The sequence below is a fragment of the Glutamicibacter sp. 0426 genome (assembly GCF_001906485.1).
Lineage (GTDB): Bacteria > Actinomycetota > Actinomycetes > Actinomycetales > Micrococcaceae > Glutamicibacter > Glutamicibacter nicotianae.
The window spans coordinates 144,297-160,822 of sequence record NZ_MPBI01000001.1 but is presented as its reverse complement, the minus strand read 5'-3'; the positions used below and the strand labels follow the sequence as shown (position 1 = coordinate 160,822).

The window sequence follows — 16,526 nt, the reverse complement described above, 5'->3', positions numbered from 1 at the left end:
GCGTTGCCAGTGAAATGTACTGGCAGCGCAGGGGATTCCTTTTTGCCTCGCAGCGGCCTTCAGGGGGTTGGCCAGGACAGCTGCCCGATCGCCTGGTTCAGCTCAAGCGTCTCGGCGCGCAGGCTGCTGCGCGAGGCCGGCACTTCAATCAGCCGCAGGTTCGCCGTGCGCCGTGCGGCCAGAACGGCGCCAAGCTCTTCCTTGGTTTCTGCTTTGGCGTACTGCCACCCATAGGCTTCGGCGAGCGCAGGCAGGCTCAGCCGCTGCGGGGTGGCAAAGAGCCGTTCCACCGCATTGGCGTAGCGGCCCGAACGGTCAACTTCACCGTGCTCCAAGGTGGAGAAGATTGCTCCTCCCCCGTCGTTGTAGACCACGATGTCCACCACGGGCTGCTCTTCACCCGGAGTCCAGGACAGCGAGCTGGCGTCATGCGCGAAGGTGATGTCCCCCATCACCGCCAGTGTCGGACGCTTGCTGCCCTGGGCCAGGCCCAGGGCGGTGGCGATGGTTCCATCGATTCCGGCCAGGCCGCGATTGGCGTGCACGGTCATGGTTCGTGCTGGTGCCGGGCGGGCCGCCAAGTCGAAATCGCGGACGATGTTCGAAGAGCCGAGCAGGAGCACTTCCGGTGCGTGCTCCCAGATGGCCTCGGCGACATCTGCCCCATTGGCCGCCGACTCCCGGCCCAGATCCTGGCGCACCGACAAGGCTTGGGTATCGAGCTGCTGCCACGCTTCGAGCCAGCCCGGTGCACCAGAGCCGGCGAATTCCTGCAGTTCGTTCCACGAGCTGACCGGGGTCTCGCGTCGCCGGCCCTGCTCATACCATGCCACCGGCACCGGCTGCCAGATCACCGATTCGATCGCCGGGTCGGCTAGCAGCTTGCCCACCGGGCGGCTCAGGGTCGGGCGGCCGAAGAGCACCACGCGTTCAATGCGCTCAAGGCCCACGGTGATCAGCGGGCGGTAGTGGCCTATGGCATTGGCCGAGAAACGTGCGTTGGACGATGGCTCGGCGAACAATGGCAACCCCAGGTCCTGGGCGAATTGCTGCGCCTCCTCGCCAGACCCATGCCCGGCGACGACCACGCTCCGGCGTGGCTTGAGCTGCTGGACGGGCAGGGTCGACATATCCGGCTGGCGCGGTGCCGGCCATTGCCCGGGTTCAATCGCAGTCCAGCGTTGTTCCTCGATGCGCTCTTGGGGTGCTGGAGTCAGCGGATCCCGGAACTGCAGGTTCAATTGGACCGGTCCGGCCGGATCCTGCTCGTTGCCGGCCAAGGCAGCCAAGGCCTGTGCGAGTTCATGCTGCGGGTCAGCACCGGCACGGACATTGGCCGCCAGGCGCACGTGCTCGCCAAAGAGGTTTTTCTGGCGGGTGCTCTGGCTTGCCCCGGTGCCGTGCAATTCATCGGGGCGATCAGCAGAAAGAACCAGCAGCGGTGTCGCGGTATGGTTGGCTTCCATCACCGCCGGCAGCATCTGCCCGACGGCAGAGCCGCTGGTGGCGGCCACTGCTGCCGGCCGCCCGGTGCCTTGGGCCAGGCCCAGGGCCATGAAGGCGGCAGAGCGTTCATCGATGCGCACGTGGATATCCAGGATCCCGGCAGCGGCGGCCTCGGCCGCGGCGTAGGCCAATGGGGCGCTGCGTGAACCGGGAGAAATCACCAGATCCCTGATTCCCGCGCGGATCACTGCGGAGAGTACGTGGCGAGCGGTGGTGATGGCGCGTTGCTCGTCAGGTTGCTGCATTCCCACGCGGCATGACTCCTTAGATTCCATAGCTGAAGGCAATTATCCAAGTCTATGCCTTGGGCTGCCGGAGAACCGATTTGGAATGCGCCAGGGCGCCGGCAGGATCCGCTGATGGATCCTGCCGGCGCCCTGGGGGCTCGGGCTGGCTGCGTCTACTTGTTGCGGCCCTTGCCCTTGCCCGGCTTCGAGTCTTCCTTGAAGACCTGGACTACCGATGGGCGTGGACCGTAGAACTGGCCCTTGCCTGCATCAGCGGCGTTCTTCACGAAATCCGGGAACAGCGAGGTAGGGCTGGCGAAGCTGCCGCCTTCGCCCGGGTGCTGCACGGAAACGAAAACCGAGTTGTCCTTGTCATGGATCAGCGGGCCGCAGGTCTCTGCGCCGGTTGGCACGGCCAGGAACTGCTCGACGCGGCCGCGGTCCTTGCCGGTCAGGGTGACCTTGTGCAGTGCATCGGAGTAGCCGATGGTGCCGGGGGCGCCGTCGGTGGAGATCCACAGGTTGCCCTTGGAGTCGAAGGCCAGGTTGTCCGGGCAGGAGATTGGCGAGACCTTGTCGGCTGGGTAGCCGGAGAAGTAGGTCGATCCGTTCACATTGGGGTCACCGGCCACCAGCAGGATGTTCCAGGTGAACTTCGCCGCGGTGGCGTCGTTTCCGGCCTCGGTGATTTCCAGTACGTGGCCGTCGCGGTTGCGGACGCGCGGGCTGACTTCGGTGGCGCCTTCCTTGCCTTCCTTGCCGCGGTCGGTGTTGTTGGTCAGCGCCACGTAGACCTTGCCGGAGACCGGGCTCGGCTCGACATCTTCCGGACGGTCCAGCTTGGTGGCCCCGACCTTGTCGGCTGCCTGGCGGGTGTAGACCAGCACCTCGTCGATGCTCATGCCATCGACTTTGGATTCGCCGTTCTTCACCAGCGGCAGCCAGGTGCCCATGCCGTCGAAGGCGCCATCGGACGGGACAGCGCCGCTGCCGTCGATTTCGCTTGCTGGCGAGTTGCCTTCGAACTTCGCAACGTACAGGTCGCCTTCGGAAAGCAAGCCCATGTTGTGCTTGCGATCGTGCTTGGAATAGGTGTTCTTCGAGACGAACTTGTACAGGTATTCGAAGCGCGAGTCGTCGCCGGAGTACGCAACGACCTTGCCGTTCTTGGCAATGCGCACGTTGGCGCCTTCGTGCTTGAAGCGGCCCAGGTTGGTGTGCTTGACCGGGGTGGAGGTTGGGTCCTGCGGATCGATTTCGACGACCCAGCCGAAGCGGTTGGCCTCGTTCTCGTAGCCGTCGTTGTGCAGGCCGAAGCGCGGGTCGATGTCTTCCCAGCCGCGGTCGGTCGCGCCGGTGCCGATGCCGTAGCGGGCTTCCTGAGCGGTGCCCTTGCCGCGGAAGTACTGGTCGAAGTTCTCTTCGCCGGAGAGCACGGTGCCCCACGGGGTGGTGCCGCCGGCGCAGTTGTTCAGGGTGCCAAGGACCTTGGTTCCGGTTGGGTCAGCAGCGGTCTTGAGCAGGTCGCTGCCTGCCGCTGGGCCGTCGACCAGGAATTCGGTGCTGGCGGTGATGCGGCGGTTGCGCTCGCCACCCTGCACGTAGCTCCACTTCTTGTCGTTCTTCTTGCGCTTGACCTCGACGACCGAGAAGCCATGGGCGTTCATCGCGATCTTGCGGGCTTCGTCCTTGTTCGCTTCGAACCAGGCAGCGTCGAACATCATGTCTTCATTGGTGTATTCGTGGTTGGCCACCAGTACGCCGGTACGGCCCGAGTACTTGTCGACGATGATGTCCAGGTAGTCGCAGTTGTAGCCGAACTGCTCTGCCTGCTTGCGGGCCGACTGCTTGGAGGCGTCGAATGCCGGGGTGTTCTTGAAGAGCGGATCGCCCCAGCGGATGATGGCGTTCCAGTCATAGCCGTCAGGAACTGAAACGGTATCTACCGAACGTGACACCGGCTCAATGGCGTCGAACGAAAGGTGCCCGCCCTTGCCTGGCTTCATTGGCACCAGTGGCGCCGCGGTCGCGTCAGCAGCGCCGAAGAGCTGCGGGCCGATGACCAGTGCCGAGGCGCCGACGGCGCCCAGGCCCAGCATGCTGCGGCGGGACATCGACTTGTCGGCGATGTCCTTGAAGTAGCCATTGGACGAAGTGTTGCAATCCGGCTTGGTGCAGGCGTCAGCGCACTTGAAGTGGCAAGTAGCTGCAGAACGGCCGCCGCGGGTGTGGCCCAGCATTGGCAAAAGGGTACGGGTTGGATTCATGATCCGCTCACTTCCTCAGTATGTGGCTCATCGTCAGGGGAATGACTCGAACTGAGGTTTTCACTTGGAAGTGTTCTAAATGCAACGCAAAGGTGAACGGCAGGGAAACAGATTCCTGAGTAGTGCTATGCCCTAGCCAGTTCCGCATAGCAGGATTCCAGCCGCTGCCGCCACCAGCCTACGCGCGCCTCTTCTGGACGCAGGCTCTCCAGTTTCTGGTGATCCGGCTCAATGCGGCGCACCGGCAAATATCCGGCGGTAGCCAGCAACGGCTCGGCACAAACGTCTTCGGATAATAAAGTGCCGGTAGACAGGCCGCAGGCATAGGGCAATGCTGGCAGTGCGCTGGCCAATGCCGCCGCTTGGGCCAGGCCTACCGAGGTATCCAGTGCGCTGGAGACGACGACATCCAGTTCCGCGTGCTTGGCAATGTCCAGCACAGCGCTGATGCCGCCCAGCGGCTGGGCCTTGATGACCATCAGATCCGCCGCGCCCAACCGCGAGACTTCCAGGGGGTCGGTGTGCTTGCGTACCGCTTCATCTGCGGCGATCTTCAACGGGTTTCCGGCGTTGCGCAGTTGCTCGCGGACTTCCGCCAGACCGGTAATGCCAGGCACCGGTTGCTCTGCGTATTGCAGGTCGTACTCGCTCAGTGCTTTCAGTGCGGGAACCGCCTGGGTGATATCCCACCCCATATTGGCGTCCACGCGCAGCGCTGCCTGCGGGTAGAGCCGCCGGGTTTCAGCCACGCGGGCCAGGTCTTCGTCGAGGCCTTGGCCCTGTTCTGCCACCTTGATCTTGATGGTGTGCGGCGCGTCGTAGCGTTCAAGAACCGCCCCTACATCCTTCGCCGCAACCGCTGGCAGGGTGGCGTTGACCGGGATGCTGGTGCGCAGCGGTTCGGGGAACGGCTGGTAGGCGGCCTCGATTCCGGCGGCCAGCCATCGTGCGGCTTCCGCAGCTCCGTACTCGGTGAAGGCAGAGAATTCGCCCCAGCCTTCCGGCCCTTCGATCAGGAGGGCCTCGCGCTGGGTGACGCCACGGAATTTCACGCGCATCGGAAGGCGGACAACATGGGAATGCGCCAGCAATTCTTCAAGGGGCGGTAGTTCAAAGCTCATAGTCCAAGCCTAGCGAGCGTGGGCATGGTTACATGCCTGAACGGTGCCGTTCCGCCTGCCGGATATGACACCCTAGAGATATGCCCCGCCATTCAGCCTCCACGCGCCCGCACCATATCAGGTGGTGGTGGGCCTTGCTGCTGCTGGTTGCGCTTTTCTGTCTTGAGTACATATTTTTCGTTCAGCAACGCAGTGGGCAATGGGCGGATCAGGCAGGATTCATCGCGTGGTCGCAATGGTGGCCCCGGACCGACTTGCTCAATCCGGTCCGCGAATTCCTGGATCTCTTGCCAGCAATTTGTGGCGCGATTGCTGCAGTATTCCTGCTGTATCGGGTGATTCGCGACCGCCATTTCCTTCGGGCCATCGTAGCGATCCTCGCGGCCGCAGCCGCAGCCGGCACCACGCAGCTTCTGAAGCACGAGGTCTTGACCCGCCCGGATTTCAATTTCGGCACTACAGGAAATTCCTTCCCCTCGGGGCATACCACCGCCGCCGCTGCCGCCATGGGACTGATGTATCTGGTGTCGCCACCGAAACTGCGTCCAGTGGTGCAACCGATTGCCTGGTTATTCGCCACGGTGACGGGACTGGCCACCCTGATCTGCGGCTGGCACCGCCCAAGCGACATTGCCGCTGGATTCGTGGTGGCAGGATTCTGGCTGGTTCTGGCTTCGGCAGTGCTCCAGCGCATCCAGCCGCTGAGCCACGAAGTTCCCAAGGGATCCTGGTCGAGGAACGTCGGGGCCGGCAGCTTGGTTCTCTGGGCTGCGGTCATCGGATTGTCCTTCGTCCTGCCGCACCCGCACATCCAGAAAATTCCGGAGTTCCTGCAATTGGCCTACGCTGCCTTGGGGATTATCCATGTCGTGGCCGCGTCGCTGGTATCCGGCTTAGTGCTGCGCTCGGTGGTCATCGGCCCCATGCGCACCTTGAAGAAATAGGGCACCGGCACAGGAATCAAGCATGCTGCTGTTCCGCCTAGCCCATGCGGGCATTGAGAACGTTCGCAGCCTGCCTTGAGTCCGGAATGGTCACGGCGAATCGCTTCTTGTTCTTGAGGTCGAAAACGAGGCCGTCGTGTTCTCTCATCACGATGGCCGAACCGCCTGGAATGATCCGCCAGCCCCAGCCTCCCCACATCATGGGATTGATCTTTTCACTGGTCACAGATTCAATGTCAGTGATCTTGATAGTTCGCATTGGGATCCCCAAGAGCGCGGAAGATACCCGGAAACGATCGCCGATGATGGATACGCGGATCCAGATCACGCCTAGCATCAGCACGCAGACTGCGGCTGACAGGGCCACGGGAAGGATGACGCTCGCCAAGCTGCCGTCGTGGCTTCCACCGGCCAGAAAGGGCAGCACTACAGCAACGATCAGTGTTGCGAACAGCACGAGGCATAGCATCCACATCCACCATGGTGCGGCCATAGTTTGCTTGAACTCCGCTTGCCTGGAATCTGGCTGTGGCTCGGCGAATGCCTCCGTCGCGTCAGTCCGCTGTACGCTTTGGGCTGCATCGATTCGTTGCTGGCGGTCCTCGTTGAATTGCCGTGTGTACTGCTGGTAGATGCCGCTGGCCCACAGCGGCGCTATGCCCAGCAACGCGCAGGCAAAAAGCAAAACCATCATGCCGCCCAGCACTGCCGTTTCAGGTGTTTCGGCGAGCGCTGTCGATACCGCCGAGCTGACGAAAACGCCAGCTGCACTCCACGCGAGCAGGCCACCGGCGAAGAGCAGCATCATGAGCAAAGCCGGTTTGTTGCGCAGCTTCAAGGACAACATCCCGGTGATGGCACCAACGATGGTCAGCCCGATGCAGACCGGGACAAAGACGGCGGTTCGGGTGAACCCGTCCGGGTAGGTAGAGCTCCAGTGCGTGGCGGTCATTTCCGGCAGGTCGCCAGCAAGCAGCGCATAGGTGGCACCCGAAAGAGCTGCTGGGAGAAGAAGCAGCAGGCAGGTCAGCGGCCGATTCCTGATTCCGGTCCCTGCGATTGCCATCCCAATCCCCTGCTCTCGCTGCTTTGTGCCGGTTGGCCCACTTTCCAAGCAAGCAGACGGGCACAACTTATTTCCAGCACAGAAATGATTAACGATCTAACTCTACCAACTAGTATTTGACATGGGAATAAATCGTCGAGCATTGACAGAATGCCAGCAAAAAGAATGATGCCCGCCGTTCCTCGCGAGGTTCGACGGGCACCATGGTCACTCGAAAGAGCGAGAACTGGGCACTGTGGACGCTAGAGCGACGCCAGCGCGGCCTTTGGATCTGTCATCGCGTCAGCGACATAGCGCATGAAGCCGGCCGCAGTTCCGCCATCGCAAACCCGGTGGTCGAAGCTCAGTGTCATCTCGCAGATGGAGCGGACCTTGATCTTGCCATTGACCACCCATGGCTTCTCGACGATGCGCCCAAGCCCCAGGATGGCAGCTTCCGGGTAGTTGATGATGGCCGCGGAGCCGTCAACATTGAACACGCCATAGTTGTTGATGGTGAAGGTGCTGCCGGACAGGTCGGCAACGCCCGCTTTGCCCTCGCGCGCCACCGAAGCCAGCCGAGCGAACTCGGCCGACAGTTCCTTGGCATTCAGCTTGTGGGCATCGCGCACATTGGGCACAACCAGGCCGCGGTCGGTCTGGGCGGCGAAGCCAAGGTTCACGCCCTCGAAGAGGGTATGGCGCAATCCACCATCAGCCTCAACGTCGATGCGGCTGTTCAGTTCCGGGAAACGCTGCAATCCGGCCACAGCGAAGCGGGCGACCAGCGCCATGACGCTCGGGGCCTGGCCGTCTGCCTCCTTGATCTTCGAACGCAGCTTCAGCAGCTTGGTGACGTCGACATCCACCCACACGGTCGCTTCGGGGATCTCCCGGCGCGACGTGCTCATCGCGTTGGCGATGGTCTTGCGCACGCCCGAAAGCACCTGTGAGGAAGCTACAGGCAGGCCGGTCTTCGCATCAGCTTCCCCAGTTTGGGCCACCGGCACCGCAACCGAGGCCGAAGCTGAGGCTGCGGGAGTTGGCATCGGCGCTGCAGGTGTTGCCGGTTCAGGCTGCACCGCATCGGCTGACAAGGCGGCTTCCACGTCTGTGCGCAGAATCAGCCCTTCTGGACCGGTGCCCTTAACCGTGGTGATGTCCAATGCGTTGTCACGAGCCAGCTTGCGTACCAGCGGGTTGATCACGCGCACCGCTTCAGCTGGTGCCTGGACCGCGGCCGACGCGACCCCTGAGCGCGGCTTGCGCCGGCGGCTGGTCTTGCGCTGGGCAGAGGAGGTGCCGTAGCCAATGAGCACATTTCCGCTGCCTTCATCGGATTCTGCATCATCCTCGGCAGGAACCTGGGTGCCGGCGCGCTCTTCCTCGCGGTAGGACTGGGCACGTTCGGCTTCTTCGCCGGCAGGGGCCGCAGCGTCTTCACCGCCGGTGTTCACCGAAATGAAAGGCTCGTCCACCAGCATCATCTGGCCGGCATCCCCATGCAAGGTGGAGACGACACCTTCGAATGGGCAAGGGATTTCCACCAGCGACTTCGCGGTTTCCACCTCTGCAATGGGCTGGTCGACCGCAACGACGTCACCGGCGGCAACCATCCAACGCACCAGCTCGGCTTCGGTCAGCCCTTCGCCAAGGTCTGGCAAGAGGAAAGTCTTGATACTCATTTACGCCTCCCACTGAAGCTGGTCAACTGCGTCGAGAATTCGTTCGGCGCTTGGCAGATGGAACTTCTCCAGCGTTGGTGCCGGATAAGGAATATCGAATCCAGTCACGCGGAGCACCGGAGCCGCCAACGAGTGGAAGCAGCGTTCCTGCACCCGGGCTACGATTTCGCTGGCTACCGAGGCGAAGCCCTGGGCTTCGGCGACCACGATGGCCCGACCGGTCTTGCGGACCGATGCGCAGACGGTCTCGTCATCGAATGGCACAATGCTGCGGATGTCCACTACTTCCAGGCTGATGCCTTCCTCGGCTGCCAGCTTGGCGGCTTCCATTGCGGTGGAAACGCTTGGACCATAGGTGATGAGCGTGGCATCGCTGCCCGGGCGGGCGATGCGTGCCTGCCCCTCGGTCGTGGCGCTCTTCTTTGCCTCGTACTGTTCGGCCAGTTGCCCAAGGTCAACCTGCTCCTTGGACCAGTACAGCTTCTTCGGCTCGAAGAAGACCACCGGATCATCCGAATCGATGGCTTCGCGCAGCATCAGGTAGGCGTCCTCGACGCACGAGGGGGTGAAGACCTTCAGGCCCGGGGTGTGCGCGTAGTAGGCTTCCGAGGAATCGCAGTGGTGCTCCACGCCGCCGACGCCGCCGGCGTAAGGAATGCGGATCACCATTGGCAGGTTCAGCTTGCCCTGGGTGCGGTTGCGCATCTTGGCAACATGCGAAGCGATCTGCTCGAAGGCCGGGTAGGCGAACGCATCGAACTGCATCTCGATGACCGGTCGCATGCCGTTGATGGCCATGCCGACGGCCATGCCGACGATGCCGGATTCGGCCAGCGGGGTGTCGAAGCAGCGCTCGGAGCCGAAGCGTGCGGTCAGGCCATCGGTGATGCGGAAGACACCGCCGAGGGTTCCCACATCCTCTCCGAAGATCACTACCGAGTCATCGGCAACCAGCGCATCGGCCAAGGCGGTATTCAGCGCCTTGCCGAACGTCACCGGCTGGTTCTCGTTGGCAGCCTTTGCTGCGGCTCGTGCGGTGGCAGCGCTGACGTTCGGGTTCACGCGCGAAGTAGTGGCAGTCATCCTAGGCTTCCTCACGGTCTAGTTCGTCGACAAGAATGGCTTGCTGTTCCGCAAGCTGCGGGCTCTTGGCCGAGTACACATGCTCGAACAGCTCGCGTGGATCGGTGTTGGCTTCCTGGTTCATGCCATCGCGCAGGGTCTTGGCAACGGCTTCGGCATCCGCAGTGATCTTGGCGGCGGTCTCATCGGTCAACAGACCTGCATCATCCAGGTATGCCTTCATCCGGGTCACCGGATCCTTGGCGATCCATTCCTGGACTTCGGAGTCCTCGCGGTAGCGCTTGTCGTCATCGGCATTGGTGTGCGCCTGCATGCGGTAGGTGTGGGCCTCGATCAGCAGCGGGCCGTTGCCCTCGCGGGCCATGCGCACCGCGCGGGTCATGATGGCCATCAAGGCCATCAGGTCGTTGCCATCCACGCGCTCGCCGGCCATGCCGTAGCCGACAGCCTTGTGAGCCAAGGATGGGGCTGCGCTCTGCTGCGAGAGCGGAACCGAGATGGCGTACTTGTTGTTCTGCACGAAGAAGATCACCGGCAGGTTGAAGACCGCTGCGAAATTCAGCGCTTCGTGGAAGTCGCCCTCGCTCGTGGCGCCATCGCCGCACATCGCCACGACAACGGTGTCTTCGCCGCGCAGCTTGGCAGCGTGTGCAACACCCACTGCGTGCAGCAGCTGGGTGGTGAGCGGAGTGGACATCGGTGCGCAGTTATAGGCCTTCGGGTCATAACCGCAGTGCCATTCGCCGCGGAAACTGGTCATGACTTCCATCGGTGCAACGCCTTTGGTCAGCACCGCTACGGTGTCGCGGTAGGTCGGGAAGAGCCAGTCGTTCTCGCCCAGGCACAATGCTGCCGCGATCTGGCAGGCTTCCTGTCCATGGCTGGAGGGATAGACCGCCATGCGGCCCTGGCGGACCAGCGCGGAGTTCTGGTCGTTGACGCGTCGGCCGGTGACCAGGGCAGCGTAGGCTTCGAGCAGCCGGGCCGGGCTCGGCAGCGGGTACTCGTGGCCCGGTTCAGTGCCTTGCTGATCCTCTGGGCGCAGGGTTCCGTCCGGGTTCAACAGGTTGATCATGTGGCGTGCTGGCAGCATGTAGTCTTCAGGGGTAATCCCGAATTTCTTGCTGACCTCAGAGATGCGATCCGCATGCGCTTCAGTGCTCATGTTCTCCCACCTTTCGTGGTTCTGGCTGGTCCATGAGCACAACAGCTTGTGACTCACTTCACCTAAACATCATTTGCAATCAATTATGGGTATGAGTGGCATTCTGTATCCAGTCCGGCGGGGAATCGTGGAAAGTTGCGAATAGTATCCGTATACTCGTAGACGAAAAGTGTCAATAGATTGTGTTTGGAATAGAGACGTCCGGCACGTCAACAAGGAGAATCAATGGCCGCGGAAGCGGAGCTAAAACTCGATGATGTCGATCATGCGATCCTCGCGGAGCTGACCAGCGACGGACGCCAGTCGGTCACCACCGTGGCGCAAAAGGTGCACGTATCGCGGGCCCACGCCTACTCGCGTATCGCAAAGCTCCAGGATTCCGGGGTGATTACCCGGTATACGGCGGTGATTGATCCGGTCAAGGCGGGACTCAAGGCCAGCGCCTACGTGACATTGAAACTCCGCCAGCATTCCTGGCGCGAGTTGCGTGACCATCTGGCATCGATTCCCGAGGTGCACCATGTGGGCTTGGTCGGCGGCAATTTCGACGTGATCCTGCTGGTGCGCGCCAAAGACAATCTGGACCTGCGCCGTGTGGTCTTTGAGCAATTGCAGTCATTGCCAACGGTTCTGGATACGCAGACCCTGCTGATTTTCGAAGACACCGACACCCGATAGCCGGCTCGTTTAACGCACGAGAAGAGCACCTGGATGCCACCAGGTGCTCTTCTCGTGTTTGCTGGGAAACTACTTCTTGCCAGTGAACACCGGCTTGCGCTTCTCCTGGAAAGACTTGAATCCTTCGGCGTAATCAGCGGTGTCGCACAAGGCTGCCTGCGCCCGGTTTTCGGTGCGCATCGAGTTCCACAGGCCTACCCGCTGGTCGCGGATTTCCGCAACCAGCTGCTTGGACGCGACGAAGGCCTGGGTGGCCCCCTGGGCCACCTTGGCGACGATCTCCTCGCCGCGTTCGGCCAATTCCTCCGCCGGGAAGGCGCGGGAGAACAGGCCCGAACGCACAGCTTCGGCACCGGAAATCAGCTCGGCGGTGTAGATCATGTCCAAGGTGCGGTGAGCCCCGAGCCGCTCGGTGAACAGCCAGTGTCCCCCGGAGTCCAAGGTCGCGCCCAAGTTAGCGAACGGCGAGCCGATCTTGGCGTTCTCCGCAACGTACACCACGTCGGTGGCCACAGCCAGGCCGAGGCCGACACCCAGGCAAGCGCCCTGCACGAGGGCGAAGGTGGGAGCCGGGAAGCTGGACATCTTCTCCAGCAGCGGCTGCACCTTACCGTCGAGGTAGCCGATGACGTCGTCATCTGCCGGGTTGACTCCTGAGATATCGCGTCCGGCGCAGAAACCGCGGCCTTCGCCGGAAAGCACCAGGGCGCGGACCTCTCCGGTGTCCACGGCCGCCGCGGCCTTGTCATAGGCCTCGGATAATTCGGCCAGTGCCACCTCGTCCAGGGAATTCATCTTCTGCGGCGCGTTGAGCACCACGCGTGCGATTGAATCGGCAATCGTCAGTTCGATCATGGATTCGTCCTGGCCTTTCTAGGCGTCGAAGTCGACGCTCAGCTTCTCGCTGGTCGGGTGCGACTGGCAGGTCAGCACGTAGCCAGCCTCGACTTCCTCGGGTTCCAGCGCGTAGTTCTCGGCCATGGTGACCGTGCCGCAGGTGACCTTGGCACGGCAGGTGCCGCACACGCCGCCGGCGCAGGCGAACGGAACGTCCGGGCGGACGCGCAGTGCGGCGTTCAGCACGGTTTCGTTGGCGCGCACCGGTGACTTGACTTCGCCCTTAAGGCCATCGAGGTTGAAGCTGATCTCATAGCTTTCCTCGTTCTCGTCCACCTCGACCGGGCGGCCGATATGCCCTTGCGGCTTGGTCGGCTCACCGGTGGTGAACAGCTCGAAGCGGACCTTTTCCGCGGGAACATCCAGGCTGGTTAGCTGGTCGCGGACCAGCTGGACGAGCTCGAAGGGGCCGCAGAGGAACCATTCGTCCACGTTCGGCGCCTGGACCACGTTGGTCAGCAACGTGGTGAGCTTCTCTGCGTCGATGCGGCCGGAGAGCAGCGGCGAGATGCGCTGTTCGCGGCTGAGTACGTGGTGCAGCGCCAGACGCGATGGATAGCGGTCCTTCAGGTCAGCCAATTCCTCAAGGAACATGACGTCCATGGCTGCCTTGTTCGCGTAGATCAGGTCGAAGCGGGTGTGGTCATTGGCTTCCAGGATCGTGCGGGCGATGGCCAGCACCGGTGTGATGCCGGAGCCGGCGGCCACGGCCACGAAGCGGTCCTGGGCTTTGGTGTCGATGGTCGATGGATCGTTGATCTCCGTGAGCTTGTGCTTGGAAATGAAAGCACCAGCGGGGCTCATCACGTCGATCTGGTCGCCCGCAGCCAGGGATTCGTTGGCCCAGGTGGAGAACAGGCCTCCGAGGTCGCGCTTGATCGCTACCTTGATCTCATCCCCGGTTGGAGCGGCGCAAATGGAGTAGGAGCGGCGCAGCTCGACGAGTTCGCCCTCGGCGTTGGGAATTTCCTTGCGCAACGCCACGTACTGGCCTGCAACGTAGTCGTATTCATCGCTCAGTTCCGCAGGAATGGCGAAAGTGACTTCGATTGAGTCCTTGGTCAGCCGGCGCACGTTCGAGACAGTGAGCCGATGGAAGGACGCCCGGCGTCGGGTGGGTGTGGTTTGTTCGGTCATGAGAGCACCTTGAAGTAGTCGAAGGGTTCCAAGCAGTCTTTGCAGGTGTAGAGCGCCTTGCAGGAAGTCGAGGCGAACCGGGCCAGCTCACGCGTGTTCAGCGAGTGGCACCGCGGGCACTTCACGCTCATGCCGAGGGTGACGCGGCCTGCGTGGCCCTTGCCGGTGGGTGGAGCGATCCCGTACTCTTCGAGCTTGCTCTTCCCCTCCTCGGTCATCCAATCGGTTGACCACGCTGGGGTCAGCACCAGCTTGACATCAACCTTTTCATATCCGGCATCGCCGAAAACGGCGTACAGGTCTTCATTGATGGCATCCATCGCCGGGCAACCTGAATAGGTTGGGGTGATGACCACCTGCACGGTTCCGTCCTCGGCCATATTCACTTCACGAAGGATTCCCAGGTCTGCAATGGACAGCACCGGGATTTCCGGGTCGGTCACTTTGGACGCGATAGCGAACAGATCCTTGGCGTCAGCGATCGTTTTGCTCAAGACTGCTTCCCCCTTATTCGGGCAAAAGTTGCGTAATTACCAGCTGGCACCGGGGTGCTTGCGGGCGAGAACTTGCATCTCCGCCAACAGGTAGCCCAGGTGTTCGGAGTGCTCGCCACGGCGGCCGTAGGCCATGGCCTGACCGGTGGAAGGGATCTCCAAGCCGGCTGCGTCCAGTACCGCGGTGATTTCTTCTTCCCACGCGGAGCGCAGGGTGGAAGGCAGCACGGCGATGCCCTCAAGGTTCTGGTGAACTTCTTCATCGCGGAACATCTCGTCGACGTACGGCCACAGGATTTCCAGGGCGTGGCGCATCTTGGCGGCCGATTCCTCGGTGCCCTGGCCCAGGCGGATGGTCCACTGGATGGCGTGGTCGCGGTGGTAGTCGACTTCCTTGACTGCCTTGGCCGAGATGGCGGCCAGGGTTTCATCCTTGGATTCGGTCAGCTGCTTGTACAGCAGGTTCTGGAAGATCGAGACGATCAGCTGGCGGATGATGGTGACGCCGAAGTGGCCGTTGGGCTGCTCGACGATCCACAGCGAGGTGAATTCCTCTTCCTCGCGCCAGTAGGCCAGATCGTCCTCGGTCTTGTCCCACGCCAGCCCGGCGTAGGTAAGGAAGGAGCGGGCGTGGCCCAGGACGTCCAGTGCAATGTTGCCCAGGGCAACGTCTTCTTCCAGCTCGGGAGCGCGGGAAATCCAGTGCGACATGCGCTGCGCCAGGATCAGGGCGTCATCGCCCAGGGTCAGTGCGTACTGCGCGACTTCTTCGCTCGGCTTGACGCCGTCCACAGCGATGTCTTCCGGGCGCAAGGCGTTGCCCGGGGTGACGCGGGTGGCCGAAGCCAGCGCATCACCGAAGCTGTCGAGGGCTTCGTCGAGTTCTTCGTGCTTCACAGGTGCTTCACTCCCTCGCTGGCCTTGTAATAGGTCGCGTGGCGGTAGTCCTTGCCCTGCGGGGATTCGAAGAAGGCGTCCTTCTCATCAGGGTCGGAGCTGATGATGTCGGTGGACTTCACAACCCACAGGGACACGCCTTCGTTGCGACGGGTGTACAGATCACGGGCGTTGCGCACGGCCATCTGGGCATCCGGCGCATGCAGGGATCCGGCGTGGACGTGCGAGAGTCCACGAGATGAACGGACAAATACTTCCCACAGGGGCCAATTGCTCTGTTGGCTCATGCTAGGCAACCTCACTTTGTGCTTGTTTTGCTGCGTATGCTGCGGCGGCTTCACGGACCCAGGCGCCCTCGCGGTGCGCTTCGCGTCGGCGTTCCATGCGCTGCGCGTTCACTGGGCCGTTGCCCTTGATCACTGCCATGAATTCGTCCCAGTTCAGATCCTTGTGGATCCACTGCTTCTTTTCTTCATCGAAGTGCAGCTCCGGGTCCGGCAGGGTCAGGCCGAGAACCTTGACCTGTTCGGCGATCATGCCGACGAAACGCTGGCGCAGTTCGTCGTTGGAGAAGCGCTTGATCTTCCAAGCCATGGACTGCTGGGAGTTCGGCGACTGCTCATCTGGCGGGCCGAACATCATCAGGGCTGGCTCGTAGAAGCGGTTGATGGCATCCTGGGCCATCTTCTTCTGCGCTTCGGTGCCGCGCGAGAGCGAGAGCAGGATCTCGAAGCCCTGGCGCTGGTGGAAGGATTCTTCCTTGCACACGCGGACCATGGCACGGCCGTAGGGGCCGTAGGAAGCACGGCACAGCGGAACCTGGTTGGCGATGGCCGCCCCATCGACCAGCCAGCCGATAGCACCCATGTCCGCCCATGTGCGTGCGGGGTAGTTGAAGATCGAGGAGTACTTGGCCTTGCCGGAGAGCAGCTGCTCGTTGTACTCGTCGCGGGTGGTGCCCAAGGTCTCGGCGGCCGAATAGAGGTAGAGGCCGTGACCGGCTTCGTCCTGCACCTTGGCCATCAGAATGGACTTGCGCTTCAGCGATGGAGCGCGGGTAATCCAGTTCGCTTCAGGCTGCATGCCGATGATTTCGGAGTGCGCGTGCTGCGAGATCTGGCGGCTGAGGGTCTTGCGGTACTTCTCAGGCATCCAGTCGCGTGGCTCGACGCGGGAGTCCTGATCGATCAAGGCGTCGAAACGCGCTTGGGACTGCTCTTCTTCGTAGCTCGGGACGGCACTCAGTCCCGGCTCCTGCGGTGTGGTCGGGGCCATGGGTTCACCTCATCGAAAACAAATTACATACTGACCGTTCGTTCAGTATGTCAGAGTGCGCTCGATCACGTCAACATGAACCCGCCTCCAGGCGCAACAAAACCC

General features: G+C 62.3%; 15 protein-coding genes. 2 read left to right on the top strand and 13 right to left on the bottom strand.

The window, feature by feature from the left end; all coding sequences use genetic code 11:
- Positions 1-59: 59 nt before the first annotated feature.
- The 3 genes from menD to BKX98_RS00720 form a co-directional block, all read right to left on the bottom strand.
- A complete protein-coding gene (gene menD, locus BKX98_RS00730) occupies positions 60-1,751 on the bottom strand; it encodes a 2-succinyl-5-enolpyruvyl-6-hydroxy-3-cyclohexene-1-carboxylic-acid synthase (protein WP_073705866.1) in 1,692 nt (563 codons plus the stop codon).
- 155 nt (positions 1,752-1,906) lie between these two features.
- Positions 1,907-4,000, bottom strand: a complete 2,094-nt coding sequence (locus BKX98_RS00725; RefSeq protein WP_073705865.1) for a PhoX family phosphatase — start codon at positions 3,998-4,000, stop codon at positions 1,907-1,909.
- A 125-nt stretch (positions 4,001-4,125) separates the two neighbouring features.
- Positions 4,126-5,121, bottom strand: coding sequence for an o-succinylbenzoate synthase (locus tag BKX98_RS00720; RefSeq protein ID WP_073705864.1), 996 nt, complete (start codon positions 5,119-5,121; stop codon positions 4,126-4,128).
- A gap of 254 nt (positions 5,122-5,375) precedes the next feature.
- Between BKX98_RS00720 and BKX98_RS00715 the strand changes: the two genes are divergently transcribed.
- On the top strand, positions 5,376-6,065 hold the full coding sequence (locus tag BKX98_RS00715) for a phosphatase PAP2 family protein (RefSeq protein ID WP_066140870.1): 690 nt from the start codon (positions 5,376-5,378) through the stop codon (positions 6,063-6,065).
- 37 nt (positions 6,066-6,102) lie between these two features.
- Here BKX98_RS00715 and BKX98_RS00710 read toward each other — a convergent pair whose 3' ends face one another.
- The 4 genes from BKX98_RS00710 to pdhA form a co-directional block, all read right to left on the bottom strand.
- A complete protein-coding gene (locus BKX98_RS00710; RefSeq protein ID WP_158024632.1) occupies positions 6,103-7,197 on the bottom strand; it encodes a hypothetical protein in 1,095 nt (364 codons plus the stop codon).
- A gap of 176 nt (positions 7,198-7,373) precedes the next feature.
- The gene (locus tag BKX98_RS00705) at positions 7,374-8,795 is read right to left on the bottom strand and encodes a dihydrolipoamide acetyltransferase family protein (RefSeq protein ID WP_073705862.1); all 1,422 of its coding nucleotides are present in this window, start codon (positions 8,793-8,795) and stop codon (positions 7,374-7,376) included.
- A complete protein-coding gene (locus BKX98_RS00700; protein ID WP_073705861.1) occupies positions 8,796-9,878 on the bottom strand; it encodes an alpha-ketoacid dehydrogenase subunit beta in 1,083 nt (360 codons plus the stop codon). It lies immediately after the preceding gene.
- 1 nt (position 9,879) lies between these two features.
- A complete protein-coding gene (gene pdhA / locus BKX98_RS00695) occupies positions 9,880-11,043 on the bottom strand; it encodes a pyruvate dehydrogenase (acetyl-transferring) E1 component subunit alpha (protein ID WP_073705860.1) in 1,164 nt (387 codons plus the stop codon).
- A gap of 225 nt (positions 11,044-11,268) precedes the next feature.
- On the opposite strand from pdhA, the gene BKX98_RS00690 reads away from it, so the two are divergent.
- A complete protein-coding gene (locus BKX98_RS00690) occupies positions 11,269-11,721 on the top strand; it encodes an Lrp/AsnC family transcriptional regulator (RefSeq protein ID WP_038992273.1) in 453 nt (150 codons plus the stop codon).
- A gap of 69 nt (positions 11,722-11,790) precedes the next feature.
- Here the strand turns inward: BKX98_RS00690 and BKX98_RS00685 are convergent, their stop codons facing one another.
- Genes BKX98_RS00685 through paaA form a run of 6 tightly spaced genes read right to left on the bottom strand, consistent with a single transcriptional unit; the run spans position 11,791 to position 16,421 of the window.
- Positions 11,791-12,576 carry an enoyl-CoA hydratase/isomerase family protein gene (locus tag BKX98_RS00685; protein ID WP_066140888.1) on the bottom strand — a complete coding sequence of 262 codons (786 nt, stop codon included), beginning with the start codon at positions 12,574-12,576 and terminating at the stop codon, positions 11,791-11,793.
- Positions 12,577-12,594: 18 nt separating this feature from the next.
- Positions 12,595-13,755, bottom strand: a complete 1,161-nt coding sequence (gene paaE, locus BKX98_RS00680) for a 1,2-phenylacetyl-CoA epoxidase subunit PaaE (RefSeq protein WP_073705859.1) — start codon at positions 13,753-13,755, stop codon at positions 12,595-12,597.
- Positions 13,752-14,249 carry a 1,2-phenylacetyl-CoA epoxidase subunit PaaD gene (gene paaD, locus BKX98_RS00675; protein WP_038992277.1) on the bottom strand — a complete coding sequence of 166 codons (498 nt, stop codon included), beginning with the start codon at positions 14,247-14,249 and terminating at the stop codon, positions 13,752-13,754. The genes paaE and paaD overlap by 4 nt, the downstream gene beginning before the upstream one ends.
- A gap of 36 nt (positions 14,250-14,285) precedes the next feature.
- The gene (gene paaC, locus BKX98_RS00670) at positions 14,286-15,146 is read right to left on the bottom strand and encodes a 1,2-phenylacetyl-CoA epoxidase subunit PaaC (RefSeq protein WP_038992279.1); all 861 of its coding nucleotides are present in this window, start codon (positions 15,144-15,146) and stop codon (positions 14,286-14,288) included.
- Positions 15,143-15,433 carry a 1,2-phenylacetyl-CoA epoxidase subunit PaaB gene (gene paaB / locus BKX98_RS00665; protein WP_038992280.1) on the bottom strand — a complete coding sequence of 97 codons (291 nt, stop codon included), beginning with the start codon at positions 15,431-15,433 and terminating at the stop codon, positions 15,143-15,145. The genes paaC and paaB overlap by 4 nt, the downstream gene beginning before the upstream one ends.
- A gap of 1 nt (position 15,434) precedes the next feature.
- Positions 15,435-16,421 (bottom strand): 1,2-phenylacetyl-CoA epoxidase subunit PaaA, encoded by a 987-nt coding sequence (gene paaA, locus BKX98_RS00660; protein WP_038992281.1) that lies wholly within the window; start codon positions 16,419-16,421, stop codon positions 15,435-15,437.
- Between the last annotated feature and the right edge of the window lie 105 nt (positions 16,422-16,526).

Excerpts from the sequence above, each read along its gene's own strand:
- BKX98_RS00700 (WP_073705861.1), bottom strand. The coding sequence starts at position 9,878 with ATGACTGCCACTACTTCGCGCGTGAACCCGAACGTCAGCGCTGCCACC.
- BKX98_RS00685 (WP_066140888.1), bottom strand. The coding sequence starts at position 12,576 with ATGATCGAACTGACGATTGCCGATTCAATCGCACGCGTGGTGCTCAAC.
- BKX98_RS00720 (WP_073705864.1), bottom strand. The coding sequence starts at position 5,121 with ATGAGCTTTGAACTACCGCCCCTTGAAGAATTGCTGGCGCATTCCCAT.
- BKX98_RS00725 (WP_073705865.1), bottom strand. The coding sequence starts at position 4,000 with ATGAATCCAACCCGTACCCTTTTGCCAATGCTGGGCCACACCCGCGGC.
- menD (WP_073705866.1), bottom strand. The coding sequence starts at position 1,751 with ATGCAGCAACCTGACGAGCAACGCGCCATCACCACCGCTCGCCACGTA.
- paaB (WP_038992280.1), bottom strand. The coding sequence starts at position 15,433 with ATGAGCCAACAGAGCAATTGGCCCCTGTGGGAAGTATTTGTCCGTTCA.
- BKX98_RS00705 (WP_073705862.1), bottom strand. The coding sequence starts at position 8,795 with ATGAGTATCAAGACTTTCCTCTTGCCAGACCTTGGCGAAGGGCTGACC.
- BKX98_RS00690 (WP_038992273.1), top strand. The coding sequence starts at position 11,269 with ATGGCCGCGGAAGCGGAGCTAAAACTCGATGATGTCGATCATGCGATC.
- paaE (WP_073705859.1), bottom strand. The coding sequence starts at position 13,755 with ATGACCGAACAAACCACACCCACCCGACGCCGGGCGTCCTTCCATCGG.
- paaA (WP_038992281.1), bottom strand. The coding sequence starts at position 16,421 with ATGGCCCCGACCACACCGCAGGAGCCGGGACTGAGTGCCGTCCCGAGC.
- pdhA (WP_073705860.1), bottom strand. The coding sequence starts at position 11,043 with ATGAGCACTGAAGCGCATGCGGATCGCATCTCTGAGGTCAGCAAGAAA.